The following is a 23,765-nucleotide window of genomic DNA, read 5'->3' as shown; positions in this document are numbered from 1 at the left end:
CAGGACAGGACGGACCCCGCGTGATCAGAACCCTCGTCGCCGACGACCAGGCCGTCGTCCGCACCGGATTCGTGAACCTCCTGAGCACCCAGGACGACATCGAGGTCGTCGCCGAGGCGGCGGACGGCGCCCGGGCGGTCGCGCTCGCCGCCGAGCACCGCCCCGACCTGGTGCTCCTGGACATCCGCATGCCGACGATGAACGGCATCGACGCGGCCCGGGAGATCCTCGCCGCGTCCGGCGGCGCGACCCGGGCCCTGATGCTGACGACGTTCGGACTCGACGAGTACGTCTACGACGCGCTGGCCGCGGGAGCCTCCGGGTTCCTGCTCAAGGACTGCACGTTCCCCGAACTCCTGCACGCCGTACGGGTGGTAGCGGCGGGCAACGCGCTGCTCGCGCCCGAGATCACCCAGCGCCTCGTCGCGGAGTTCGCGCGCCAGCGGGCCGCCGTACCCCCGGCGCGGGACGTCGAGGGGCTGACCGCCCGCGAGGCCGAGGTGCTCGTCCTCATCGCGCGGGGCCTGTCGAACGCGGAGATCGCCGACCGCCTGACGATCACCGACCACACCGTGAAGACGCACATCAACCGGCTCTTCGCCAAGAGGGAACTGCGCGACCGGGCGCAGGCGGTGATCCTTGCGTACGAGTCGGGGCTCGTCAGGGCGTCACCCGAGCCCTGAGCGGGCCGATCCGGCACAGAACCGGTCAGCCGAACCGGTCAGCCGAACGTCGCCCGCTCCAGCCAGAAGTCGAGCAGTTCCCGCTCCCCGACGACCTCCACGAGACCGCTGTCGAGCGGCCGCCTCCGGTAGAAGGCGAGCAGCACCTCCGTGAGCGGCCCGCGCAGCGCGACGGACGCCTTCGCGTGCCCGCGCCGCCAGGTGAATCCGTCCTCGCCGAACTCGATGAGCCACTCGGCGTCCAGGCCCTGCGGGGCGTCGGTCGCGTGCAGGTGGATGCTGCGCCCCGCGCCCTTCAGCTCGGACGCGCTGTCCTCGGGAGAGGTCCGCTGCACGAACTGGACGATCTCCAGCCACTCGTCGATCGCGTCGGCCGCGACGTCCGGCGCCACCTCGTACGCGACACCCGCGGCGATCGCCGCGTCCGCGCGGTGGATCGCCAGCTCGTGCGTCATGCGCCGCGCCCAGAATCCCGCGGTGTGGTCCTCGGCCCACGCCCACACCTTGGTGTCGGCGTCGGTGTCCCGGAAGACGCGCTCGGCGAACTCGGCGGTCTCGGCGAGCCAGGCGTCGAGCGCGGCGGGGTCGTCGTCCTCGGGGCCCGGCGCGTTCGGCACGGCCTCGTCGGGGACGTTCTGCTCGGCGCGGGTCTCGATCAGGTGCCCGCTCCAGCGCACCGCTCCGCCCATGTGCCGGGCGAGCTGGCCCAGCGTCCAGTCCGGGCAGGTCGGCACGGTGACGGAGAGGTCGGCACCGGCCAGGGTCGTCCTCAAGAGGTCGAACTGGCGGGTGACTTCGGCACGGTACCGATCATGGCTCAAGGTGGTCATGGCTCGAACTCTAGAGCGACTTCACCGGAGCGGCACCTGTGTTTCGTCCGGCGCCGTCGGCGAGCACCACCACGTCCTCCGCGTCGAACCCGACGCCGACCCTCTCCCCCACCTCGGGCGCCCGCCGCAAAGCGCACGCCGCCTCCAGGCGCGGTCCCTCGGCAGCCTTGAGGTGCACGGCGACATGGGTGCCGCGGAAGGTACGGCCCGTCACCACGCAGGGCAGGCCCTCGGCGGTGGGGACGAGGCGCACTCCGGCCGGGCGCACCAGGATCTTGTGCCGTCCGGCCGGGGTGTCCTGCGGCACGGGCACCTTGCCCCAGGCCGTGTCCGCGCTGCCGCCCGACACCGTCGCCGCGACGATGTTGTCGAAGCCGAGGAAGCGCGCCACGAACTCGTCCGCGGGCCGCTGCCACACCTCGAGCGGGCTGCCGGACTGGGCGATCCGCCCGTCCCGCATCACGACGACCCGGTCGGCGAGCGCGAACGCCTCGCCCTGGTCGTGCGTGACGGCGAGCACGGTGGTGCCCAACTCGCCGAAGAGTTCGCGGAGTTCGACCACGAGGCGCTCCCGCAGCGAGCGGTCGAGCTGCCCGAGCGGCTCGTCCAGCATCAGGAGCCTGGGGCGCGGGGCCAGCGCACGCGCGAGCGCGACCCGCTGCTGCTCGCCGCCGGAGAGCGAGGCCACCGCCCGCCGCTGGGCCTTCGGGAGCCCGACGAGCTCCAGCAACTCGGCGACCCGGTCGGCCTGTTCACCCCGCGAAGCGCCGTGCATGCGCAGGCCGAAGGCCACGTTGCCCGCCACGTCGCGCTGCGGGAAGAGCTGGTGGTCCTGGAACATCAGACCGACGCCCCGCTTGTGCGCGGGCACCCCGGCCTGGTCACGGCCGCCGAGCAGGACCCGCCCCGCGTCGAGCCCCTGCAACCCGGCGACCGCCCGCAGCAGCGTCGACTTGCCGCTGCCGCTCGGGCCGAGCACACAGACGATCTCGTGCTCGGCGACATCGAGGTCGACGGCGTCGAGCGCGGCCCGCGCCCCGAAGCGTACGGTCGCGTCCCGCAGGCTCAGCAGGGGGTCCGTCAAGGCGGTCGTCATCAGAACTCCCCTGTGGTGCGGTCGGTACGGATGCGTTCCAGGAGCAGCAGCGACACCGCGCACACCACCATGAGGATCGTCGAAAGCGCCATCGCCTGGCCGTAGTTGAGGTCCCCGGCCCGACCGAGCAGGCGCGCCACGGCGACCGGAAGAGTCGGGTTGTCGGGCCGCGCGATGAAGACGGTCGCGCCGAACTCGCCGAGCGAGACGGCGAAGGCGAACCCGGCGGCGATCAGCAGCGCCCGCCGCACCATCGGCAGGTCCACCTCCCGCCAGGCCCGCAGCGGCGAAGCCCCGAGCACGGCGGCCGCCTCGCGAAGGCGTCCGTCCACCGCGCGCAGGACGGGCAGCATCGTGCGGACGACGAAGGGCACGCCCACCAGCGCCTGGGCGAGCGGCACCAGGATCCAGGAGGACCGCAGATCGAGCGGCGGCTTGTCCAGGGTGATCAGGAAACCGAAGCCGACGGTCACCGCGGAGACCCCGAGCGGCAGCATCAGCAGCGCGTCGAAACCGCGCACGAGCCGCCCTGCCCTGCGCGTGAGCGCGGCGGCGGCGAGCCCGCCGATGACGACCGCGATGGCCGTGGCCACGACCGCGTACTGCAACGAATTCCACACCGCCTCGATCGGCGGCACGAGGAAGGCGCCGCCCTCCGCCGAGGTCAGCTCCTTGTAGTACGCGAATCCGAACCCGTCGGGACCGTCGAAGGACCGCTGGATCAGCACCCCGAGCGGCAACAGGATCAGTACGGCGACCGTGGCCATGACCAGGCCGAGCAGCGTCCACTGCCCCGCGCCGCGCGGCCGCCGCGCGACGGCCGAGGCGTCGACGAGCTTCAGCGCGCTCTCGCGCCGCCGCACCGTCCACGCGTGGACGGCCAGGATCAGCCCGACCGCGGCGAACTGCACGATCGTCAGGACGGCGGCCGTCGGCAGGTCGAGCAGTTGGGCGGTCTGCCGGTAGATCTCCACTTCGAGCGTGGAGTACGCGGGTCCGCCGAGGATCTGCACGACGCCGAAGGAGGTGAAGGTGAAGAGGAAGACCATGAGCGCGGCCGCCGCGACGGCGGGCCCGAGCGCGGGCAGCGTCACCGTCCGCCAGGCCCTGAAGCGCGAGGCGCCGAGCATCCGCGCGGCCTCCTCCTGCCGGGGGTCGAGCTGCGACCAGAGCCCGCCCACGGTCCGTACGACGACCGCGTAGTTGAAGAAGACGTGCGCGAGCAGGATCGCCCAGACCGTGGTGTCCAGGCGCACGCCCCACAGCTCGTCGAGGAGCCCGCCCCTGCCGAGCAGCGCGAGGAAGGCGGTCCCGACGACGACCGTCGGCAGCACGAACGGCACGGTGACGACGGCCCGCAGGACCTGCTTGCCCGGGAAGTCGAAGCGCGCGAAGACGTACGCGCCGGGGAGCGCGACGAGCAGCGTGAGCGCGGTCGACGCGAGCGCCTGCCAGGTGGTGAACCACAGCACGTGCCGGATGTCGGACTGCCCGAGCACCTCGGTGATCCGCCCGAACCGCCAGGCGCCGTCGACGTGCAGTCCGCGCGAGACGATCGCCGTGACCGGATAGGCGAAGAAGAGCGCGAAGAACGCGACGGGCACGGCCATCAGACCGAGCCGCGCCGCGCCCCCGCGCGAACGCCCCTTCAGGGGGCGTCCCTTCAGGGGGCGCTCCTTCTCTCCGGTCGCCTCCGTCACTTCAGTACGAGCGAGGTCCACGACTTGATCCACGACTCGCGGTTGTCGGCGATCTTCTTCGGGGCCAGGGTCTCGGGCTTGTCGACCGTCACGCCGTGCTCCGTGAACAGCTCGGGCAGCTTGGTCCCCTCGCGCACCGGGTTCACGAACATGTTCAGCGGCATGTCCTCCTGGAACTCCTTGCCCGCGAGGAAGTCCAGGAGCGCCTTGCCGCCCTTCTCGTTCTTGGCGTTGCCGAGCAGGCCCGCGTACTCGACCTGCCGGAAGCAGGTACCGGTCGCGACGCCGGTCGGCGCCTGCTTCGGCTGCGGCTTGGCGTAGAGGACCTCGACGGGCGGGGACGAGGCGTACGAGACGACGAGCGGCCGGTCCCCCTTGGCCTTCTTGCCGCCCGCGGACCCGGAGAACTCCTCGTTGTATGCCTGCTCCCAGCCGTCGACGACCTTGACGCCGTTGGCCTTGAGCTTCTTCCAGTAGCCCTCCCAGCCGCCGTCGCCGTACGCGGCGGCGGTGCCGAGCAGGAAGCCGAGGCCGGGCGAGGAGGTCGCGGCGTTCTCGGTGACGAGGAGGTCCTTGTACCGCGGCTCGGCCAGATCGTCGAAGGACTTCGGCGGGGCCAGCTTCTTCTCTTCGAAGTACTTCTTGTCGTAGTTGACGCAGATGTCGCCGCTGTCGACGGGCGTGACCCGGTGCTTGTCCTGGTCGACCCGGAACTCCGGCTTGATCTTCTCCGAGCCCTTGGCCTCGTACGACTGGAAGAGCCCGTTGTCGAGCGCCCGCGAGAGGAGGGTGTTGTCGACGCCGAAGAAGACGTCGCCCTGCGGGTTGTCCTTGGAGAGGATCGCCTTGTTGACGGCGGCGCCCGCGTCCCCGTCCTTGAGGACGTTGACCTTGTATCCGGAGCGCTTCTCGAACGCCTTCAGCACGTCCTTGGAGACGTTGAAGGAGTCGTGGCTGACGAGCGTGACGCTCTTGGAGTCGGACGTGCCGGAACCGCTGTCGGAGCTGCCGCACGCGGAGAGCGCGACGAGTCCGATGCCCACCGCGACCGCGGTGAACGTGACCTTCTTGGTGGTGCTCACGGAAACCCCTCCTGGGTGACCAGGAGAAGACGCGGCCCCGCCCGCCGACCGGGTGGCCTGCGGGCAGGGCGCTACAGCTTGAGTAATGCCCGAACTTCCTACCCAGAATGACCTGGGCGAGGTTCAGAGGGTCTGCGGCGCACCTGTCCGGATGCCGCACTCTCAGCGCTGTGGCGCTCCCCTGTCGGAATATGCAGATGTGTGTACGAAGCCGTACGCCCGCCAGACTACCTCTCGGCCGCGGCGAGCTGGCCGCACGCTCCGTCGATCTCCTGACCACGGGTGTCCCGGATGGTCACCGGCACCCCATGGGCGGCGATGGCCTCGACGAACGCCTTCTCGTCCTCGGGCCGCGACGCCGTCCACTTCGAGCCCGGCGTCGGGTTCAGCGGGATCAGGTTCACGTGCACCGGCTTGTTCTTGAGCATCCGGCCGAGCCGGTCACCGCGCCACGCCTGGTCGTTGATGTCCCTGATCAGCGCGTACTCGATGGAGAGCCGACGCCCGGACTTCGCGGCGTACTCCCAGCCCGCGTCGAGCACCTCGCTCACCTTCCACCGCGTGTTCACGGGGACGAGGGTGTCGCGCAGCTCGTCGTCCGGCGCGTGCAGCGAGATGGCGAGGCGGCACTTGAAGCCCTCGTCGGAGAACCGGTGGATCGCCGGGACCAGGCCGACCGTCGAGACGGTGATCCCACGCTGCGAGAGGCCGAGGCCGTCCGGCTCCGGGTCGGTGAGCCGACGGATGGCACCGGCCACCCGGTTGTAGTTGGCGAGGGGCTCGCCCATGCCCATGAAGACGATGTTGGAGAGCCGCGCGGGACCGCCCGGAATCTCGCCGTCCCTGAGCGCCCGCATGCCGTCCACGATCTGGTGCACGATCTCACCGGTCGACAGGTTCCTGTCGAGACCGGCCTGGCCCGTGGCACAGAACGGGCAGTTCATGCCGCACCCGGCCTGGGAGCTGATGCACATGGTGACCCGGTCCGGGTAGCGCATGAGCACCGACTCCACCAGCGTCCCGTCGAAGAGGCGCCAGAGCGTCTTGCGGGTGGTGTCGTCGTCACAGCTGATGTGCCGCACCACGGACATCAGATCGGGCAGCAACGCCTCACGGAGCTTCTCGCGCGCACCGGCGGGGATGTCGGTCCACTCGGCCGGGTCGTGCGCGTACCGCGCGAAGTAGTGCTGCGAAAGCTGCTTGGCGCGAAACGGCTTCTCGCCGATGGCGGCGACGGCTTCCTTGCGCTCGGCGGGCGTGAGGTCGGCGAGATGCCGCGGGGGCTTCTTGGCACCGCGGGGCGCGACGAAAGTGAGTTCTCCGGGTACAGGCATGGTCCATCCAGTGTCGCAGACATACGACAAAGGGCTCGCCGCCCTGTGGACAACGAGCCCCTCACGCATGAATGCGCAGGTCAGACCGGCAATCAGCCGGACCCGACGAAGATCACGAGCAGCAGCCAGACCACGGGCGCCGTCGGCAGGAGGGAATCCAGCCGATCCATGATGCCGCCGTGGCCCGGCAGCAGCGTGCCCATGTCCTTGATGCCCAGGTCCCGCTTGATCATCGACTCGCCGAGGTCGCCGAGCGTGGCGCTCGCCGCGACCGCGAAACCGATGAGCAGGCCCTGCCACCAGGTGCCGTCCTCGATCAGGAACTGCATGCACAGCGCGCCCGCCGCCATCGCGAAGGTGACCGCTCCGAGCAGGCCCTCGCGGGTCTTGCCGGGGCTGATGCGCGGCGCGAGCTTGTGCTTGCCGAAGCGCCAGCCGATCGCGTACGCGCCGGTGTCGCTGACCACGGTCAGGAGCAGGAACGTGAGCACCCGCTGCGGGCCGTCGTCCGCGGTGAGCATCAGCGCCACGAAGGTCGCGAGGAACGGGACGTAGAAGGCCGCGAAGACCCCCGCCGTGACGTCCTTCAGATAGCCCTCGGGAGGCTCGGTCATGCGCCATACGAGGACCGCGAGCGCGGTGAGCGCCATCGCCACCCAGGCGCCCTCGGCCCCGCGCACGTAACCGGCGACGACCATCGCCGCGCCGCCCACCGCCAGCGGGACCAGCGGCGCCTTGATGCCCTTGCGCTCCTCGAGCCGGGAGGTGAGCTCCCACAGACCGACCACGACGGCGACCGCTATGACGCCGATGAAGACGGCCTTCACGATGAACAACGACGCGATGATCACCGCGCCGAGTCCCACACCGACTCCTATGGCCGCCCCGAGGTCGCGGCCCGCGCTCTTCTTCTGCGGCGCTGCCGGGGCGGGCTGTGGTGCGCTGGGCATGGGCTCCTGCGGAGGCTCGTCACGGAACAGGGGGCCGCCCATCCGAGTGGCCCCCCGGTCGTCGTCCTGGTCTCCGCCGCTCACGGGTACGTCGGGCACGATGGGCATGGGCTGCGTCTCAGACGGAAACAGCGCGTCCTGCGCATCGTACGCGGGACCTGCCGGGGTCGCCCCCTGACCAGGTCCCTGGTCGGACGGCCCCCAATACCCGGCTCTGGGCGGCGCCCCCCAGGAAGAGTCGTTCACGGATCGCTTTCCTGATTCCTCAGACTTCGATCAGCCTCGGTCGAACATCGAGCAGACCTCGGTCAGACCTCGAGCAGCTCGGCTTCCTTGTGCTTGAGCAGCTCGTCCACCTGTGCGACGTACTTCGCGGTGGTGTCGTCGAGCTCCTTCTCGGCGCGACGTCCCTCGTCCTCGCCGATGTCGCCGTCCTTGATCGCCTTGTCGAAGGCTTCCTTGGCCTTGCGACGGATCGACCGGATCGAGATCTTGGAGTCCTCGGCCTTGGTCTTGGCGACCTTGATGTACTCCTTGCGGCGGTCCTGGGTGAGCTCCGGGAACGTCACACGGATGATGTTGCCGTCGTTGCTCGGGTTGACGCCGAGGTCGGAGTCGCGGATCGCCTGCTCGATGTTGCGCAGCGCGCTCTTGTCGAACGGGGTCACCACGGCCATCCGCGGCTCGGGCACCGAGAACGAGGCCAGCTGGTTGATCGGCGTCAGCGCGCCGTAGTAGTCAGCCACGATCTTGTTGAACATCGCCGGGTGCGCACGGCCGGTGCGGATCGCGGCGAAGTCCTCCTTGGCGACCACGACGGCCTTCTCCATCTTCTCCTCGGCCTCGAGGAGGGTCTCTTCGATCACCACTTGCTCCTGCGTGTCTTGAGTAGGCCCGGCATTGCACGGGGGCGGCCGGCTGCGTCGCGTCTCTTTCCTGCACGGTGTCCGACCGGCAGGGCTTTGTCCATCCCCTCAAGGGGCGTCTCGCGTACGTCCCTTGAGGCTGGCCCAGGTCCCTGGGGTCAGGCCCGGCTTCCCTGGTCACCCACGAGAGTGCCGATCTTCTCACCCTTGACGGCCCGGGCGATATTGCCTTCGGAGAGCAGCTCGAAGACGAGGATGGGCAGTTTGTTGTCCCGGCACAGCGTGATCGCGGTCATGTCGGCGACCTTCAGGTCCTGGGTGATGACCTCGCCGTAGCCGAGGGCGTCGTACTTCACCGCGTCGGGGTTGGTCCTGGGGTCGGAGTCGTACACCCCGTCCACGCCGTTCTTGCCCATCAGCAGGGCCTCGGCGTCGATCTCCAGGGCGCGCTGCGCGGCGGTGGTGTCGGTGGAGAAGTACGGCATGCCCATGCCGGCGCCGAAGATGACCACACGGCCCTTCTCCAGGTGCCGCACGGCGCGCAGCGGGATGTACGGCTCCGCGACCTGGCCCATGGTGATGGCCGTCTGGACGCGGCAGTCGATGCCTTCCTTCTCCAGGAAGTCCTGCAGCGCGAGGCAGTTCATGACCGTGCCGAGCATGCCCATGTAGTCGGAGCGGGCCCGGTCCATGCCGCGCTGCTGGAGCTCGGCGCCGCGGAAGAAGTTGCCGCCGCCGATGACGATGGCGATCTGGGCGCCGTCACGGACGACGGCCGCGATCTCACGGGCGATGGCGTGCACCACGTCGGGGTCGACCCCGAGGCCGCCCCCACCGGCGAACGCCTCGCCGGAGAGCTTCAGCAGGAAGCGTCCGGCAACTTTGTCGTCGTCACTCTTCGAGTCGGCCTTGGTGGTCATGTGGTTCTCGCTTCTCTTACTTGGCACACATACGAAGGAGGCCACTGCCGGTGGGGTGTCGTTCGCATCCCATGCTCGGCAATGGCCTCCTCGTCAGATCCTGCGGTCGTACATCACGCACGAGGTGCCGTGCGCGGGCGACCGCTGTCGACCCTAGCGGGGTCTACCGTCGATCGCGGTACGGACTCAGATGCCGACCTTGATGCGCGAGAAGCGCTTCAGGGTGACACCGGCCTCGGCGAGAACCTTCTCGACCGACTTCTTGTTGTCCAGCGCGTACGGCTGACCGAGGAGGGTGGCCTCCTTGAAGAAGCCGTTGACACGACCCTCGACGATCTTCGGCAGCGCGGCCTCGGGCTTGCCCTCGGCGCGGGTGGTCTCCTCGGCGACGCGACGCTCGGACTCGACGACCTCGGCCGGCACGTCCTCCTTGGAGAGGTACTTCGGCGCGAAGGCGGCGATGTGCTGCGCGATGCCCTTGGCGACGGCGGCGTCGGCCTTGTCCAGCTCGACGAGGACACCGATCTGCGGGGGCAGGTCGGGCATCGTGCGGTGCATGTACGCGGCCACGTAGGCGCCGGAGAACTGCGCGAAGCGGTCCAGGACGATCTTCTCGCCCAGGTTGGCGTTGGCCTCGTCGACGTACGCCTGGACGGTCTTGCCGGCCTCGATCTCGGACGCGAGCAGCGCCTCGAGGTCGGCCGGGGAGGTCTTGGCGACGTGGGCGGCGAGGTTGTTCGCCACGGCCTGGAACTTGTCACCCTTGGCGACGAAGTCCGTCTCGCACTTCAGCTCGACGATGACACCGGAGGTGTTGTCGTCGGCGATGAGGGAGACCACGGCGCCGTTCTCGGCGGAGCGGCCCTCGCGCTTGGCGACGCCCTTCTGGCCCTTGATGCGCAGGGCCTCGACGGCCTTGTCGACATCGCCCTCGGCCTCGTCCAGCGCCTTCTTGCAGTCCATCATGCCGGCGCCCGTGAGCTCACGGAGCTTCTTGACGTCAGCGGCGGTGTAGTTCGCCATGATCGAAAATTCTCTCTCGAAGTCTGAAAGATCTACGAAGGTCTACGGGTGAACGGCGGGGGCCGATCGGGCCCCCGCCGTCAACTACCGAACCTGTGAGGGTCAGGCCTGCTCGGCGTCCGCGGCCGGAGCCTCGGCGGCGGGCGCCTCGGCGACGGGGGCCTCGGCGGCGTCCTCGGCCGGCTTGTCCTCGGCCTTGGCCTCGTCGGCCTTGGCGTCGTCAGCCTTGGGGGCCTCGTCGGCCTTCTTCTCGCCCTCGAGCAGGTCGCGCTCCCACTCGGCCAGCGGCTCGCCCTGGGCCTTCTCGCCCGGCTTCGAGTCGCCGGTGGCCACGCCGGAACGGGCGATGAGGCCCTCGGCGACGGCGTCGGCGATCACGCGGGTGAGCAGGGTGACGGAGCGGATCGCGTCGTCGTTGCCCGGGATCTTGTAGTCGACCTCGTCGGGGTCGCAGTTGGTGTCGAGGATGGCGACGACCGGGATGTTGAGCTTCCGGGCCTCGCCGACCGCGATGTGCTCCTTCTTGGTGTCCACGATCCAGACGGCGCTGGGCACCTTGGACATCTCGCGGATACCACCGAGGGTCTTCTCCAGCTTGGCCTTCTCGCGCGAGAGCACGAGAAGCTCCTTCTTGGTGAGACCGGAAGCGGCGACGTCCTCGAAGTCGATCTGCTCGAGCTCCTTGAGGCGCTGCAGACGCTTGTAGACGGTCGAGAAGTTGGTGAGCATGCCGCCCAGCCAGCGCTGGTTCACGTAGGGCATGCCGACGCGGGTCGCCTGCTCGGCGATCGCCTCCTGCGCCTGCTTCTTCGTGCCGACGAACATGACCGTGCCGCCGTGGGCGACGGTCTCCTTGACGAACTCGTAGGCGCGGTCGATGTACGACAGCGACTGGAGCAGGTCGATGATGTAGATGCCGTTGCGCTCGGTGAAGATGAAGCGCTTCATCTTCGGGTTCCAGCGACGGGTCTGGTGACCGAAGTGGACGCCGCTCTCCAGCAGCTCCCGCATCGTGACGACGGCCATGGCCGTACTCCTTGGTGTTCTCGGTTGTGCCGCGTCCGCCGGATGGCGGTCGCGCCTGACGCCCGCGTTGCGCCTTGCCACTAGGGACCGAGGGGCGCTGACACCGGCTTTTCATGGCCTGATGTCGGGGCGTGCGAAGTCGACCCGGTGACCCGGATCGCCACAAGAAGTGTACGGGACCCGCGGGGCAGCGGGTGACGCCGCTGGCCTCGACCGGCTGGGCCCCGCTTCCGACCGGCTGAGCCCCGCTCCGCGGTTCCCCACGATCGGGTGACACGGCTGTCCACAACCGGCCGGTGATCCACAGATCCGGACCAAGATCCCCGCGGCGCGGCCAGGCACGGGACGGTTCTCCCATGACCTTCCCGCGCCTGGAACTGCTGCTGCCCACGCTGGCGGCCCTGCTCGCGACCTTCCTGCCCACGCCCCCTGCACCGTCCGCGCCGTCCTCGGTCGCGACGCCGACGGCCGCGACCTGGCCGGTGGGCACCCGCCCTCCGGTCGTACGAGGCTGGGATCCCCCGGCGACGGAGTACGGCGCGGGCCACCGGGGCGTCGACCTCGCGGCGCCCCCGGGCGCCCCGGTGCGGGCCGTCGCCCCCGGGCGGATCTCCTTCGCGGGCCGCGTGGCGGGCCGTGGCGTGGTCGCCGTGGAACTGGACGGCACGGGAGACCCGCCCCTGCGCACCACGTACGAGCCGGTGCGGACAGCACTCCGCAAGGGCGACGAGGTCGGGGCGGGCGACCCTGTGGGCACGCTGGAACTTCCGACGGGCCACTGCCCGACGAGCTGTCTCCACTGGGGCCTGCGCAGAGCCGAGACCTACCTCGACCCGCTGACGTTGCTGCCCCCGTGGCTCCTGCGCCGAGGCCCTTCACGACTCCTGCCGATGACGGGACCGCTCCCGCCCTGATCGTCGGGTGCCTCAGCCCCGCACGCCCCGCAGGGCCATGGCGACGGCCGCCTCGGTGATGGCGGTCGGATCCTCCGCCGCCCCGAGCTCGATCCGCCGCACCGCCGCGTCCACCACGCCCTGCAGCAGCATCGCCGCGAGCCGCGGCTGCTCGTGGCCAAGCGCCTCGAGGGCCTCGACGATCATCGCGATGAGTCCGCCGTGCGCGGCCCGGATCTTCTCCCTGGCACCGGCGTCGAGCTCGCTCGCGGAGATGGCCACGACCGCGCGGTGGCGCCGGTCACCGACCAGGGCCAGCTGCTGGCGCACGTACGCCTCGACCTTGCCCTCGGCCGATTCCGCCCCCTCCATCGCCGCGGAGACCTCCGCGGCCCAGACGGGGAAGTCGACCTCGCACAGCTCTTCCACCACGGCGGCCCGTGACCGGAAGTACTCGTACACGGACGACCGGGCGAGCCCGGTGCGCTCGGCGAGTGCGGGGAAGGTCAACGCCTCCGTACCGCCTTCGGACAGCAGGGATCGCGCGGCGTCCAGCAGGGCGCCGCGCTGCATCGACCGGTGCTCGGCCACAGAGGCCGCTCGAATCCTTGGCACAGCTCCACTTTACGGACGGGACGCTCCGAGCGGGAGTGACTCCCCGCTCACACCCCCGGGGCAGGGACGATTCAGCGCCCCTCAGCGCCCAAAACTCGCCAGCTTCGCCCGCAGCTGCAGCACGGACTTCGTGTGGATCTGGCTCACCCGGCTCTCGGTCACACCGAGCACGTTGCCGATCTCGGCGAGCGTGAGGCCCTCGTAGTAGTAGAGCGTCACGACGGTCTTCTCGCGCTCCGGCAGGGTGTTGATCGCCCGCGCGAGCAGCCTGCGCAGCTCGCGGTCCTCCGCGACCTCCACGGGGTTGTCGGCCGCGTGGTCCTCGAGGGTGTCCATGAGGCTGAGGCGGTCGCCGCCGTCCCCTCCGGCGTGCAGCAACTCCTCGAGCGCCACCACGTTCGCCAGCGACAACTGGCTGAAAACGGCGTGCAGTTCCTCCAGCGCGATCCCCATCTCCGAGGCGACCTCGCTCTCCGAGGGCGTCCTGCGGAGCTGGGCCTCCAGCGTGGCGTAGGCCCGCTCCACGTTGCGCGCCTTCTGCCGCACGGAGCGCGGGATCCAGTCGAGCGCCCGCAGTTCGTCGATCATCGCCCCGCGGATGCGGGTGATCGCGTACGTCTCGAACTTGATGGACCGCTCGATGTCGAACTTCTCGATGGCGTCGATCAGGCCGAACACCCCGGACGAGACGAAGTCGGCCTGCTCGACATTGGGCGGGAGCCCCACGCTCACCCGCCCCGCGACGTACTTCACCAGAGGCGAGTAGTGCAGGATCAGCTGCTCCCGCAGCCGCCCGTCCCCGGTCTCCTTGTACGACCGCCACAACTCGTCCAGCGACGAGGGAGCGGGGGGCCGCTCCCGCTCCCCGCTTCGGGCGGCGGGGGGAACCGCCGCCCGGTCGGACCCTGAGGTGTGCTGGGGCATTCGTCGCCTTGAGCCGTTCTGCCGTGAACTGTTGAGGTCGCGTGGGCTGGTGAGATCTTGCGTGGAATGAATGAGGTTGTCCGTCTGGTCGCCTGTACGCGTCGGAATCCTTGTGAGCGTAGCGTGACTGAAGTGTCGCAGTGTGCGAAGACTATGGGATCCCGAGTGCGCAGATACGTTCCGCTGGGTGCACCAAGGAGTCGATTCCGTCGCACAGAGTGACGGAGCGGAAGTATCAACTGCACTATTTCCCAAGGTCGTCGGGGGCCCTCCATCCGGCGGAACACGCTCGGTCACGATTCCTCTCCGGCGCTGGAGACGGACAGAAACGCCTGGCGTGTCAACTGCCAACCGTCGCCGTGTCGTTCGACGAACCCGAGAGAGCGAAGCTCGTACAGTCGGCTTACGGCGTCGTCCTCCGTCGTGCCCGCGTCGCGGGCGACGTCCCGCGCCTGCGCGCACCCCCGCGCGGGCAGCGCGGCCAGGACGCGGGCCGCCCCCGGAGCGAGCAGATCCCGTGGCACGACGGGGCCCCGCCGCTCCGGTGCCAGCTCACCCATGTCCCCGACCAGCTCGACGACTTCCGCGGCATCGGTCACGAGGACGCCGTCCCCCCGCAGCAGTTCGTGCACCCCCGCGGAGAGGCCACTGGTCGCGGGCCCCGGCACCCCCATCGTGAAGCGCCCCAACTCCTGGGCACCGCGCGCCGTGACCAGCGCACCACTGCGGTAGGCGGCCTCGACCACCACCGTGCCCCGGGTCAGCGCGGCGATCACCCTGTTCCGTAGGATGAACCGGCTCGGGGTCGGATGATCACCCGGCGGCAACTCCCCGACCACGAGCCCCTGTTCCGCGATCCGCCCGAGCAACTGGGCGTGCCCGCGCGGATAGGGCCGATCCACCCCGCACGCGAGCACCGCCACGGTGGCCCCACCGGCGCCGAGGGCACCCCGGTGCGCCGCGCCGTCCACGCCGTACGCCCCGCCGGAGACCACGACCCAGCCGCGCTCCGCGAGCCCCGCTGCGAGCCCGGCCGCCATGTGCGCGCCGTACTCCGTGCAGGCCCGCGCGCCCACGACGGCCACCGACCGCAGCGCCCATATCCGCAGGGACGGCCGCCCGCGCACCCAGAGCCCCACGGGCCGCGCGTCCCCCAGATCGTCCAGCGGCACCGGCCACTCCGCGTCCCCGGGGACCACGAAGCGCGCCCCGATGTCCCGCGCCAGCGCCAGGTCCCGCTCGGGCCGCACCGTGGCGGCCCGCGCCCCGAGGCCCGCCCATCGGCGTCCCGTCACGCCGGACAACCGCTCCTCCCCCGCGCCGATCCGGCGCAGCACCTCGACGGCGCCCACTTCGCGAAGCCACCGCCCGCCCACGGTGTCCCCCGGTTCGAGCACCCGCGTCAGCGCGACCCGTGCGAGCCGCTCCTCGTCCGACGCGGACCCCCCGCTCACGCCCCCGCGCCGATCGCCATCGGCACGCCCCGCGAAATCCCGGTGCGCAGTTGCAGCGCGAGGGCCACGTCCTGCACGCCAGGCCGGTCGCGCCCCGCCAGGTCCGCGACGGTCCACGCGACCCGCAGCACCCGGTCGAGCCCGCGGGCGGTCAGGAAGCCGCGCTCCAGGTCGAGCTCGGCCGCGTCCAGAGCGCCTGGCTCTGCGGGCCACCGGGTGCGCAGCGCGTGCCCGGGGACCTCGCTGTTCGTCCGCCAGCCCGTGCCGGCCAGCCGGGCGGCCGCTCTCTCGCGCGCGGCACGCACCCGGTCCGCCACGGTCCGCGTGGAATCGCCCGCGCCGCCGTGCCCCACCAGCTCGGACCGGGTGACGGGCTCCACCACCACCTTCAGATCGACGCGGTCGAGCAGCGGACCGGAGAGCCGCCCCTGGTACCGACGGACCACGGAGGCGGAGCACTCGCAGCCCTCCCCCAGGAGCGTGTGCCGACCGCAGGGGCAGGGGTTGGCCGCGAGCACCATCAGGAATCTGGCGGGCAGCCGCACCACTCCGGCACTGCGGGCGATCACCACGTACCCGGATTCGAGGGGCTGGCGCAGGGAGTCGAGGGACTGGCTGTTGAACTCCGGCGCCTCGTCCAGGAAGAGCACGCCGCGATGGGCCAGCGAGACGGCCCCCGGCCGCGCGATCCCCTTCCCGCCGCCCACGAGCGACTGCATCGTCGCCGAGTGGTGCGGCGCGCAGTAGGGCGCGACGTCCACCAGCGGCCTGCCGGGCGGCAGCATGCCCGCCACCGAGTGCACCGCCGTGACCTCCAGCGACTCCTCGCGGGAGAGCCGGGGCAGGATCGCGGGCAGCCGCTCCGCGAGCATCGTCTTGCCCGCTCCCGGCGGCCCTTGCAGGAAGAGGTGGTGCGCCCCCGCGGCGGCCACCTCCAGGGCGGTCCGCGCCGCCACCTGTCCCACGACCTCGGCCAGGTCCAGCGCGTGGGCGTCGTCCGACGCGCCGCTCAGCCCCGTGCCCAAGCCCGTGCCCGGCACGCAGAGCCCCGCGAGCATCGGATCGGGCCGCCCCGGCTCCACCGGCTCCTCCTCGGGCACCGGCTCGTCGGTGAGGACGGCGATGAGCTGGCGCAGACTGCGTACGCCGAGGACCGAGACGCCGGGCACGAGCGAGGCTTCGGCCGCGGTGCACTCGGGGACGACGACCTGCTCGTACCCCGCGTCGGCGGCCGCGAGGACCGCGGGCAGCACCCCGCGCACCGGCCGCACCCGCCCGTCCAGGCCCAGCTCCCCGATCATGACGATGTCGGCGAGCACGCGCGGGTCGATCCGCTCGGCGGCCCCGAGCACGGCACAGGCGACCGCGAGATCGAATCCACTGCCGCCCTTGGGCACCGACGCCGGACTCAGTCCCACCGTGAGCTTCTTCTGGGGCCACTCACCGCCCGAATTGACCACGGCGGCCCTGACCCGGTCGCGGCTCTCGGTCAGGCTCTTGTCCGGCAGTCCCACCAGGGTGAAGGCCGCGACGCCGGGCTCCAGGTCGGCCTGCACCTCGACGACCACGCCCTCGACTCCGACCAGGGCCACGGAACACGTGCGCGCGAATCCCATCAGGCCACCCCCCGCGCGTGCTCGACGACGGGAGCGCCGCGCCGAGGGAGCAGGACGCCGACCAGGTCGATGCGGACGCCGCCGGGTGGCGGGCCGCCGCGCTCCTCGATCCAGTGCTCGGCGAGCCGCCGGAGCCGGGCCGCCTTGGCCGGGCTCACGGCCGCCATCGGATATTCGAAGGGCGTGCCCGTGAGCCCCGCCCTGCGCGTCTTGACCTCGCAGACGACGAGGGCCTCGCCGTCCAACGCCACGATGTCGATCTCACCGGTCCTGCCCGCGCGCCAATTGCGCTCCAGAACCGTCATGCCGGACTCGACCAGCCGCCGCGCGGCCAGCTCCTCGCCGTACTTTCCGAGTGCTCCTCGTGCGTTCATGTGGGCACCACCTCCGGCACCCACCGTCACGGATCAGCCCGCACCTATTGGATCTTGGTGCATTACTCGCCGGTTGTGGAAAACTCCGCCACCCCGGCGAGTGAACTCAGCCCCCCGGCAGTTCGAGATCGCTCTTGTTGAGCTCCTCGATATTCACGTCCTTGAACGTGAGCACACGCACCTGCTTCACGAACCGGGCGGGCCTGTACATGTCCCACACCCAGGCATCCGCCATGGACACCTCGAAGAAAACCTCACCCTGGACCGAGTGCACCTGCATCTCGTAGTCGTTGGTGAGATAGAAGCGCCGTTCGGTCTCGATCACATATTTGAACAGACCGACGACATCGCGGTACTCCCGGTAGAGCTTCAGCTCCATCTCGGTCTCGTACTTCTCGAGGTCCTCGGCGCTCATGGCATGTTCCCCTTCAGCCGTGCGTCCCCCTATTGTGCGTCAGCCCCGCGAGCCCCTACACGATTTCCGTGTCGAGGATCTCGGGCCTCTTCGGGGGCCCCTCGTCGAGCAGTCTGCGAAGCAGCTCGGCGAGCCTGGTCGGATACACCGTCTCACGAGCCTCGGTCAGTTCCCGGCACGACCACCAACGTGCTCCGGCGACACTGCGCCGTTCCAGCTCCGTCAGCCCTTCGGGAGCGGTCGCCGTCTGTGACGTACGCGCCAGGAAGTACCACTCGTCCTGATCCCAGCGCCGCCCGTCGAACGGGAAGGAGCAGACCCGCTGCCACAGGACGGGGCCGAGCTCGACGTCCGTGACGCCCGTCTCCTCGCGCAGCTCACGCAGGGCGGCCTGCTCGTGCGTCTCGTCGCCCTCCAGGCCGCCGCCCGGCGTGAACCACCAGTCGTCGGCCGGGTCCGCGGGCTCGTAGCCGTGCAGCAGCAGGATGCGGTCGTCGGGATCGAGCAGCACCACCCTGGCGACCCTGCGCAGCGGCCGCCCGGCCCCGGACGTCGTGGACGACCCGCCCTCCTCAGCCGGCACCGGTCACCGCCCGCGTACGGCTCGCCTCGCGCCTGCGGCCGAGCCGCTTGGCCACCGGGCCGTACGCGGCGCCGCCCAGGACGAGCACCACGCCGACCACCACCGCGGTCAGCACCATCCGCAGCGGACCCGGCTCGGAGATGCCGCCCGGCATGTCCGCGAAGCCGTCCGGACGTTCGAGCATCCCGAACTTGCCCATCGGCCAGGCCACCGCGTCGACCCGCGCCTGCACCGCGTCGCGCGGCACCGAGCCGTGGTCGCCGTCGCCCAGGTGCACGCTGGAGTCCAGGGAGCCGCTGCGCTCGTCACCGAGCAGGAAGAGGCGGCCCTTGGGCACGGTCGTGGTGGGGATGCCGGTGGCGGAAGCGCCCTTGCCCTCGGGGAGATACGGTTCTGCGACTTCCTTGCCGTTGACGGTCAGCTTGCCGTCCTCGCAGCAGGCGATCCGGTCGCCGCCCACGCCGACCACGCGCTTGACCATGGGCAGGTCGCCCCAGGTCGACTGCTTGAAGACGACGACATCGCCGCGGCGCACGTCGTCACCGTCCACCCGCTGGGCGAGGACGCGGTCCCCGGAGCCGATGGTCGGCGTCATCGATCCGGTCGGGACGGTGTACGGCTGGTACAGGACGGCGCCCCAGACGAAGCCTCCGAGGAAGAGCACACAGCCGAGGGCCACGGCGACACCCGACAGCACGCTGCCGAGCCGTCCGTGGCCCTCGTCCGTACGACGTGTCCTGCTCATCCCGGTGCTCCCCCGTCTCGGAGACGACCCCGCCGCCCGTACCCACGGGCGGCGGAAGATCGGCGATCTGGGACGGCACCCTACCTGGCGGTACCTCCGCCAGAAACCCTCGCGCCCTGGGCGGCGGCAACCGTGAGACGCCGCCTGCGCCACAGCACGATCGGCACCGCTCCGGCCAGTCCGAGGACGCCGGGCGCCGCGCTCGACAGCGCGTTGATGCCCGGCTGGTCGAAGGTGTCCGGCTTGGGCAGCGTGGCCCAGCGGGTGGGCGGCCAGGCGATCACGATGGCGCGGCCCACGACGTTGTCCACGGGGACGGCGCCGCCGCCCGGCTGGTTCTGGTGGTAGCGGGAGTCCAGCGAGTTCTGCCGGTGGTCACCCATGACCCAGATTTTGCCCTTGGGCACGGTGACCTTGAACTGACCGCCCTGGTCGTCGACGCTGCACGGGGTGTTCCCCGCGAAGACGTACGGCTCGTTCAGCGCCTTGCCGTTGACCTTCACCGGCCCGGTGCCCTTGCACTCCACGGTGTCGCCGCCGACCCCGATCACGCGCTTGATGAGGTCCTTCTCGTCGGCGGAGGGCATCAGACCGACCCAGCCGAGGACGCGCTGGATCGCGTTCGGGTCGGGGGTCGGCTCGCCGTCCAGCCAGTGGCCCGGGTCACGGAAGACGACGACCTCGCCGCGCTCGGGCTCGGAGCCGAACCACGGCGTCAGCTTGTCGACGAGGACGCGGTCGCCCTGCTGGAGCGTGTTCTGCATCGAGTCCGAAGGGATGGAGAACGCCTGGACCAGGAAGGTCTTGATGACCAGCGCGAGGACCAGCGCGATGCCGATGAGGAGCGGAAGCTCCTTCCAGAAGGAACGGGCCTTCTTGGGCGGCTTGCCACCCTGGTCGCCCTTCGCCTCGCCACCGCCGTCCGCGGCGTCACTCCCGGGGTTCGTGCCGTCCGCGACGGCCTCGCCGACCGGCTCGTCGGATCGCCCCGGCCGCTCCTCGGGCCCTTCGTGTCCGGATCGTGCGCCGACCGCCAAATCCCCCACATCCACTCCTCAGTCCGTGCCGCCGCCTGCCCCAGATGCGATGCAGGCCCACCACTCCCATAACGAGCGGGAGTTCCGCAGGGGTCGGGAGTCGGATCAATCCGTATCGATCGCCGGGGGCCACCCTATGCGACGCCCCTGTGACGACGTCCGATCCCCGGGGCGCGTCGGCCAGGGACGAGAAGGTGTCCGGCTCCTCCAGCTTGCGCCAGTGGCCGAAGGGCCAGGCGATGACGAGCGCCCGTCCCACCACCTCGTCCTCGGAGACGGTGCCGCTGAACTTCTCGGTGCGGTGGAACCGGGAGTCGGCCGAGTCGCTGCGGTGGTCGCCCATCATGAAGAGACGGCCCTCGGGCACCTTCACCGTGAACTCGAAGGCCGACGGCTTGTCGCCGGGGTGGATGTACGGCTCGTCGAGCGGCACTCCGTTGACGGTGACCTTGCCGTTCTTGTCACAGCACTTCACGGTGTCGCCGCCGACGCCGATCACGCGCTTGATCAGGTCCCGTTCGCTGTCGGAGGGCAGCAGCCCGATCTGGGTGAGCCCTTCCTTGATCTGCTTGACGACGACAGGGGGGTCCTTCTTCTTGCCCTGTTCCTCTTCGAGCCAGTTGCCCGGGTCCTTGAAGACGACGACGTCCCCGCGCTCCGGCTTCGACCCGAACCAGGGGGTGAGCTTGTCCACCAGGACCCGGTCGCCGATCCGGATCGTCTGCTCCATGGAGCCCGAGGGAATCACGAATGCCTGCACCAGGAAGGTCTTCAGGACGAGGGCTATCAGCAGCGCCACACCTATGAGGAGGGGTATCTCCTTGATCGCCGAACGCCGCCTGCGTCGCTTGACCTTCTTGGCGAGCTTGCGCCGCTCGGCCCTGCCGGGACGTGCGGGACCGGTGGTCGGCCGGGACCCGGTGGGCAGCGGCGTTTCCGTCCCGCGGTCGCCGGAGTCGGAGCGCACGCGTCCGCGGCTACCCATGTGCGCCGCCCGGTGCCGGCACGCGCGCGTAGCTCCCGGGACGCTTCAGAGAGGTCCAGTGTCCGGCGGGCCAGGCGATCCAGTCGGCCCTGCCGATCACCGCGTCCACCGGGATCATGCCGCCGCCCGGCTGGCCCAGGTGGTCGCGCGAGTCCCGGGAGTCGCTGCGGTGATCGCCGAGGAGGAAGAGGCTGCCTTCGGGAACGACGGCGGTGAAGGGCACCTGTGAGGGGGTGTCCCCGGGGTACAGGTACGGCTCGTCGATGGGCTCGCCGTTCACCTCGACCCTCCCCCGCTTGTCGCAGCAGACCACCCGGTCTCCCCCCGTGCCCACGACCCGCTTGATGTAGTTGGCGTCTCCGAAGTACCCGCTGCCGTCGAAGACGACCGCGTCACCCCGCTGCGGCTCCGAACCGAAACGGTACGCCAACTTGTTGACGAGTACCCGGTCCCCGACCCGGAACGCGGGCTCCATGGAGCCGCTCGGGATCTGGAAGGGCTGCATCACGAACGTGCTGAGGAGCAGCAGGAACCCCATGCACAGCAGCACCGACAGCGTGATGCGGCCACCGGGCAGCCAGGAGAGCAGGGACGCGAAAACGGAACGCGACCGTTCCTCCGTCTCCTCGGATTCTTCGGCGACGTGCGTGACGTCTCCGGAATCGGAGGGTGGGGAGGAGCGGTCGCGCTCCGTGTTCCGTGCTTCGGTGTCCATCGGGGCCAGATGCTATCCGGCCCCGCCGTGGACGCGCGCAGGAGCTCAGCTGTCGCGCTTCTCCTTGATCTTCGCGGCCTTGCCGCGCAGGTCACGGAGGTAGTACAGCTTCGCGCGACGCACGTCACCGCGGGTGACGAGCTCGATCTTCTCGACGATCGGGGTGTGCACCGGGAAGGTGCGCTCGACGCCGACGGAGAAGGAGACCTTGCGGACCGTGAAGGTCTCGCGCACGCCGGCACCCTGGCGACGGATGACTACGCCCTTGAACTGCTGCACACGGGAGCGGTTGCCCTCGATGACGCGCACGTGGACGTTGACGGTGTCACCCGGGCGGAAGGACGGGATGTCGGTGCGCAGCGACGCGCTGTCGACCGAGTCGAGCAGGTTAGCCATGATCGTCTGCTTTCTTCACTGATGCCACAGGTCATCAGCGGTACGTGTTGATGAGGTTTCGGTAGCTGATCGCGTCGGGCGGGCGTCGTTCCCCCTGTGGCAGGGGCGCACGCTGGACGTACAGCAGCGGTCTATTCTTCCACGGCCTCGGGGTCTCGCCCAAATCGGCCGTCGGGCCCCGGTCGCCACCCCAGGATCGAGAGCATCTCGCGATCCTTCTTGTCGAAAGCCTTGGGGTCGCAACGCTCAATGAGATCGGGCCTGTTGCGGGTGGTGCGCCGGAGCGCCTCGTCCCGCCGCCAGCGCGCGATCTTGCCGTGGTGCCCGCTGACGAGTACGTCGGGGATGCCGCGCCCGCGCCACTGGGGAGGCTTGGTGTACACCGGGCCCTCCAGGAGGTTGGCCATGGCGCCGGGGGCGAAGGAGTCGTCCTGGTGGGATTCGGCGTTGCCGAGGACTCCGGGCAGGAGCCGGGCCACGGCCTCGGTGACGACCAGGACGGCGGCTTCCCCGCCCGCGAGGACGTAGTCGCCGATGGAGACCTCGTAGACGGGCATGCGGGTCGCGTACTCGTCCGTGACGCGGCGGTCGATGCCCTCGTAGCGCGCGGGCGTGAAGACCAGCCAGGGCCGCTCGGAGAGCTCCACGGCGAGTTCCTGGGTGAAGGGGCGCCCACTGGGCGTGGGGACGACCAGGACGGGGCCGTGAGCCCCCTTCTCGTACCCGTCGGCCAGCACGTCGTCGAGGGCCGCGCCCCAGGGGTCGGTCTTCATGACCATGCCGGGGCCGCCGCCGTAGGGGGTGTCGTCGACCGTGTTGTGCCGGTCGTACGTCCACTCCCTGAGGTCGTGCACGTTGACGTCGAGCTGTCCACGCGCGCGTGCCTTGCCCACGAGGGAGACGTTCAGGGGTTCCAGGTACTCGGGGAAGATCGTGACGACGTCGAGTCGCATTACGCCTCGTCCCGCGTGGAAGCGATCTCGGCGCGGTCGTCGATCAGCCCGGGCGGCGGGTCGATGACGGCCTTCTGCTCCTCCAGGTCGATCTCGACGACGATCTCCTCGACGAAGGGGATCATCACCTCGCTGCCGTCGGGGCGCTCCACGATGAACAGGTCCTGCGAGGGCAGGTGCGAGATCTCGGTGATCCGGCCGACCTCCGTGCCGTCCTTCAGGACGACGTCGAGGTCCATGAGCTGGTGGTCGTAGAACTCGTCCTCTTCCTCGGGGAGCTCTGTGGGGTCCACCTCGGCGATCAGGAGGGTGTTGCGCAGCGCCTCGGCGCCGGTGCGGTCGCGCACGCCCTCGAAGCGCAGCAGCAGGCGGCCGCTGTGCACCCGGCCGGTCTCGATGGTCAGCGGACCCACGGAGGCGGGGTCGGTGGCGAGCACGGCACCGGGCCCGAGCCGCAGCTCCGGCTCGTCGGTGCGGACCTCGACGGTGACTTCACCCTTGATGCCGTGGGCACGGCCGATGCGGGCGACTACCAACTGCACTGCGTTCT

26 protein-coding genes and 1 riboswitch are annotated in these 23,765 nt (G+C 70.4%); of the genes, 2 read left to right on the top strand and 24 right to left on the bottom strand.

What is annotated here, in order from left to right:
- Positions 1–20 precede the first annotated feature (20 nt).
- Positions 21–683, top strand: a complete 663-nt coding sequence (locus KY5_RS29480) for a response regulator (RefSeq protein ID WP_199843291.1) — start codon at positions 21–23, stop codon at positions 681–683.
- Positions 684–721: 38 nt separating this feature from the next.
- Here KY5_RS29480 and KY5_RS29475 read toward each other — a convergent pair whose 3' ends face one another.
- The 10 genes from KY5_RS29475 to rpsB form a co-directional block, all read right to left on the bottom strand.
- Complete coding sequence (locus KY5_RS29475; RefSeq protein ID WP_098245063.1) at positions 722–1,513, bottom strand: maleylpyruvate isomerase family mycothiol-dependent enzyme; 792 nt, start codon at positions 1,511–1,513, stop codon at positions 722–724.
- A gap of 10 nt (positions 1,514–1,523) precedes the next feature.
- On the bottom strand, positions 1,524–2,597 hold the full coding sequence (locus tag KY5_RS29470) for an ABC transporter ATP-binding protein (protein WP_098247538.1): 1,074 nt from the start codon (positions 2,595–2,597) through the stop codon (positions 1,524–1,526).
- A gap of 11 nt (positions 2,598–2,608) precedes the next feature.
- Positions 2,609–4,330, bottom strand: coding sequence for an ABC transporter permease (locus tag KY5_RS29465; RefSeq protein ID WP_098245062.1), 1,722 nt, complete (start codon positions 4,328–4,330; stop codon positions 2,609–2,611).
- Positions 4,306–5,391, bottom strand: a complete 1,086-nt coding sequence (locus KY5_RS29460; RefSeq protein ID WP_098245061.1) for a thiamine ABC transporter substrate-binding protein — start codon at positions 5,389–5,391, stop codon at positions 4,306–4,308. Before KY5_RS29460 ends, KY5_RS29465 begins: the two co-directional genes overlap by 25 nt.
- 77 nt (positions 5,392–5,468) lie before the next feature.
- A riboswitch (TPP riboswitch) is annotated at positions 5,469–5,584 on the bottom strand.
- Positions 5,585–5,618: 34 nt separating this feature from the next.
- Positions 5,619–6,725: a 23S rRNA (adenine(2503)-C(2))-methyltransferase RlmN gene (gene rlmN / locus KY5_RS29455; protein ID WP_098245060.1), complete on the bottom strand. Its 1,107-nt coding sequence runs from the start codon at positions 6,723–6,725 to the stop codon at positions 5,619–5,621.
- 92 nt (positions 6,726–6,817) lie between these two features.
- A complete protein-coding gene (locus KY5_RS29450; protein ID WP_098245059.1) occupies positions 6,818–7,921 on the bottom strand; it encodes a phosphatidate cytidylyltransferase in 1,104 nt (367 codons plus the stop codon).
- Positions 7,922–7,983: 62 nt separating this feature from the next.
- The gene (gene frr / locus KY5_RS29445; protein ID WP_055552949.1) at positions 7,984–8,541 is read right to left on the bottom strand and encodes a ribosome recycling factor; all 558 of its coding nucleotides are present in this window, start codon (positions 8,539–8,541) and stop codon (positions 7,984–7,986) included.
- A 158-nt stretch (positions 8,542–8,699) separates the two neighbouring features.
- Complete coding sequence (gene pyrH, locus KY5_RS29440) at positions 8,700–9,461, bottom strand: UMP kinase (protein WP_055552940.1); 762 nt, start codon at positions 9,459–9,461, stop codon at positions 8,700–8,702.
- Positions 9,462–9,647: 186 nt separating this feature from the next.
- Entirely contained in the window at positions 9,648–10,484 is an 837-nt protein-coding gene (gene tsf, locus KY5_RS29435; RefSeq protein ID WP_098245058.1) for a translation elongation factor Ts, read from the bottom strand.
- A 102-nt stretch (positions 10,485–10,586) separates the two neighbouring features.
- A complete protein-coding gene (gene rpsB, locus KY5_RS29430) occupies positions 10,587–11,510 on the bottom strand; it encodes a 30S ribosomal protein S2 (protein WP_098245057.1) in 924 nt (307 codons plus the stop codon).
- Between the two features lie 356 nt (positions 11,511–11,866).
- Here rpsB and KY5_RS29425 point away from each other — a divergent pair, with 356 nt between their 5' ends.
- Entirely contained in the window at positions 11,867–12,424 is a 558-nt protein-coding gene (locus tag KY5_RS29425; RefSeq protein WP_098245056.1) for a murein hydrolase activator EnvC family protein, read from the top strand.
- Between the two features lie 12 nt (positions 12,425–12,436).
- Here the strand turns inward: KY5_RS29425 and KY5_RS29420 are convergent, their stop codons facing one another.
- The 14 genes from KY5_RS29420 to rimM form a co-directional block, all read right to left on the bottom strand.
- The gene (locus tag KY5_RS29420; RefSeq protein ID WP_098245055.1) at positions 12,437–12,994 is read right to left on the bottom strand and encodes a TetR/AcrR family transcriptional regulator; all 558 of its coding nucleotides are present in this window, start codon (positions 12,992–12,994) and stop codon (positions 12,437–12,439) included.
- Between the two features lie 105 nt (positions 12,995–13,099).
- Positions 13,100–13,942, bottom strand: a complete 843-nt coding sequence (gene whiG / locus KY5_RS29415) for an RNA polymerase sigma factor WhiG (protein WP_055552817.1) — start codon at positions 13,940–13,942, stop codon at positions 13,100–13,102.
- 293 nt (positions 13,943–14,235) lie between these two features.
- Positions 14,236–15,396, bottom strand: coding sequence for a DNA-processing protein DprA (gene dprA, locus KY5_RS29410; RefSeq protein ID WP_098245054.1), 1,161 nt, complete (start codon positions 15,394–15,396; stop codon positions 14,236–14,238).
- Positions 15,393–17,012 (bottom strand): YifB family Mg chelatase-like AAA ATPase, encoded by a 1,620-nt coding sequence (locus KY5_RS29405; RefSeq protein WP_098245053.1) that lies wholly within the window; start codon positions 17,010–17,012, stop codon positions 15,393–15,395. Before KY5_RS29405 ends, dprA begins: the two co-directional genes overlap by 4 nt.
- Positions 17,012–17,416, bottom strand: coding sequence for a YraN family protein (locus KY5_RS29400; protein WP_098245052.1), 405 nt, complete (start codon positions 17,414–17,416; stop codon positions 17,012–17,014). Before KY5_RS29400 ends, KY5_RS29405 begins: the two co-directional genes overlap by 1 nt.
- Positions 17,417–17,492: 76 nt before the next feature.
- Positions 17,493–17,801 (bottom strand): DUF2469 domain-containing protein, encoded by a 309-nt coding sequence (locus tag KY5_RS29395; protein ID WP_003965949.1) that lies wholly within the window; start codon positions 17,799–17,801, stop codon positions 17,493–17,495.
- Positions 17,802–17,856: 55 nt separating this feature from the next.
- Positions 17,857–18,384, bottom strand: coding sequence for an NUDIX hydrolase (locus KY5_RS29390; RefSeq protein WP_098245051.1), 528 nt, complete (start codon positions 18,382–18,384; stop codon positions 17,857–17,859).
- A complete protein-coding gene (gene lepB / locus KY5_RS29385; RefSeq protein WP_098245050.1) occupies positions 18,374–19,129 on the bottom strand; it encodes a signal peptidase I in 756 nt (251 codons plus the stop codon). The genes KY5_RS29390 and lepB (KY5_RS29385) overlap by 11 nt, the downstream gene beginning before the upstream one ends.
- A gap of 80 nt (positions 19,130–19,209) precedes the next feature.
- On the bottom strand, positions 19,210–20,175 hold the full coding sequence (lepB, locus tag KY5_RS29380) for a signal peptidase I (RefSeq protein ID WP_098245049.1): 966 nt from the start codon (positions 20,173–20,175) through the stop codon (positions 19,210–19,212).
- A complete protein-coding gene (gene lepB, locus KY5_RS29375; RefSeq protein ID WP_159072612.1) occupies positions 20,060–21,151 on the bottom strand; it encodes a signal peptidase I in 1,092 nt (363 codons plus the stop codon). Before lepB (KY5_RS29375) ends, lepB (KY5_RS29380) begins: the two co-directional genes overlap by 116 nt.
- Positions 21,144–21,866: a signal peptidase I gene (gene lepB / locus KY5_RS29370; RefSeq protein WP_098245048.1), complete on the bottom strand. Its 723-nt coding sequence runs from the start codon at positions 21,864–21,866 to the stop codon at positions 21,144–21,146. The genes lepB (KY5_RS29375) and lepB (KY5_RS29370) overlap by 8 nt, the downstream gene beginning before the upstream one ends.
- A 45-nt stretch (positions 21,867–21,911) precedes the next feature.
- Complete coding sequence (gene rplS, locus KY5_RS29365) at positions 21,912–22,262, bottom strand: 50S ribosomal protein L19 (protein WP_098245047.1); 351 nt, start codon at positions 22,260–22,262, stop codon at positions 21,912–21,914.
- A 131-nt stretch (positions 22,263–22,393) separates the two neighbouring features.
- Positions 22,394–23,215, bottom strand: coding sequence for a tRNA (guanosine(37)-N1)-methyltransferase TrmD (gene trmD, locus KY5_RS29360; protein ID WP_098245046.1), 822 nt, complete (start codon positions 23,213–23,215; stop codon positions 22,394–22,396).
- On the bottom strand, positions 23,215–23,757 hold the full coding sequence (rimM, locus tag KY5_RS29355) for a ribosome maturation factor RimM (protein ID WP_098245045.1): 543 nt from the start codon (positions 23,755–23,757) through the stop codon (positions 23,215–23,217). Before rimM ends, trmD begins: the two co-directional genes overlap by 1 nt.
- Between the last annotated feature and the right edge of the window lie 8 nt (positions 23,758–23,765).

The organism is Streptomyces formicae, assembly GCF_002556545.1.
GTDB lineage: Bacteria > Actinomycetota > Actinomycetes > Streptomycetales > Streptomycetaceae > Streptomyces > Streptomyces formicae_A.
This window is presented reverse-complemented; position numbering and strand designations above follow the sequence as displayed.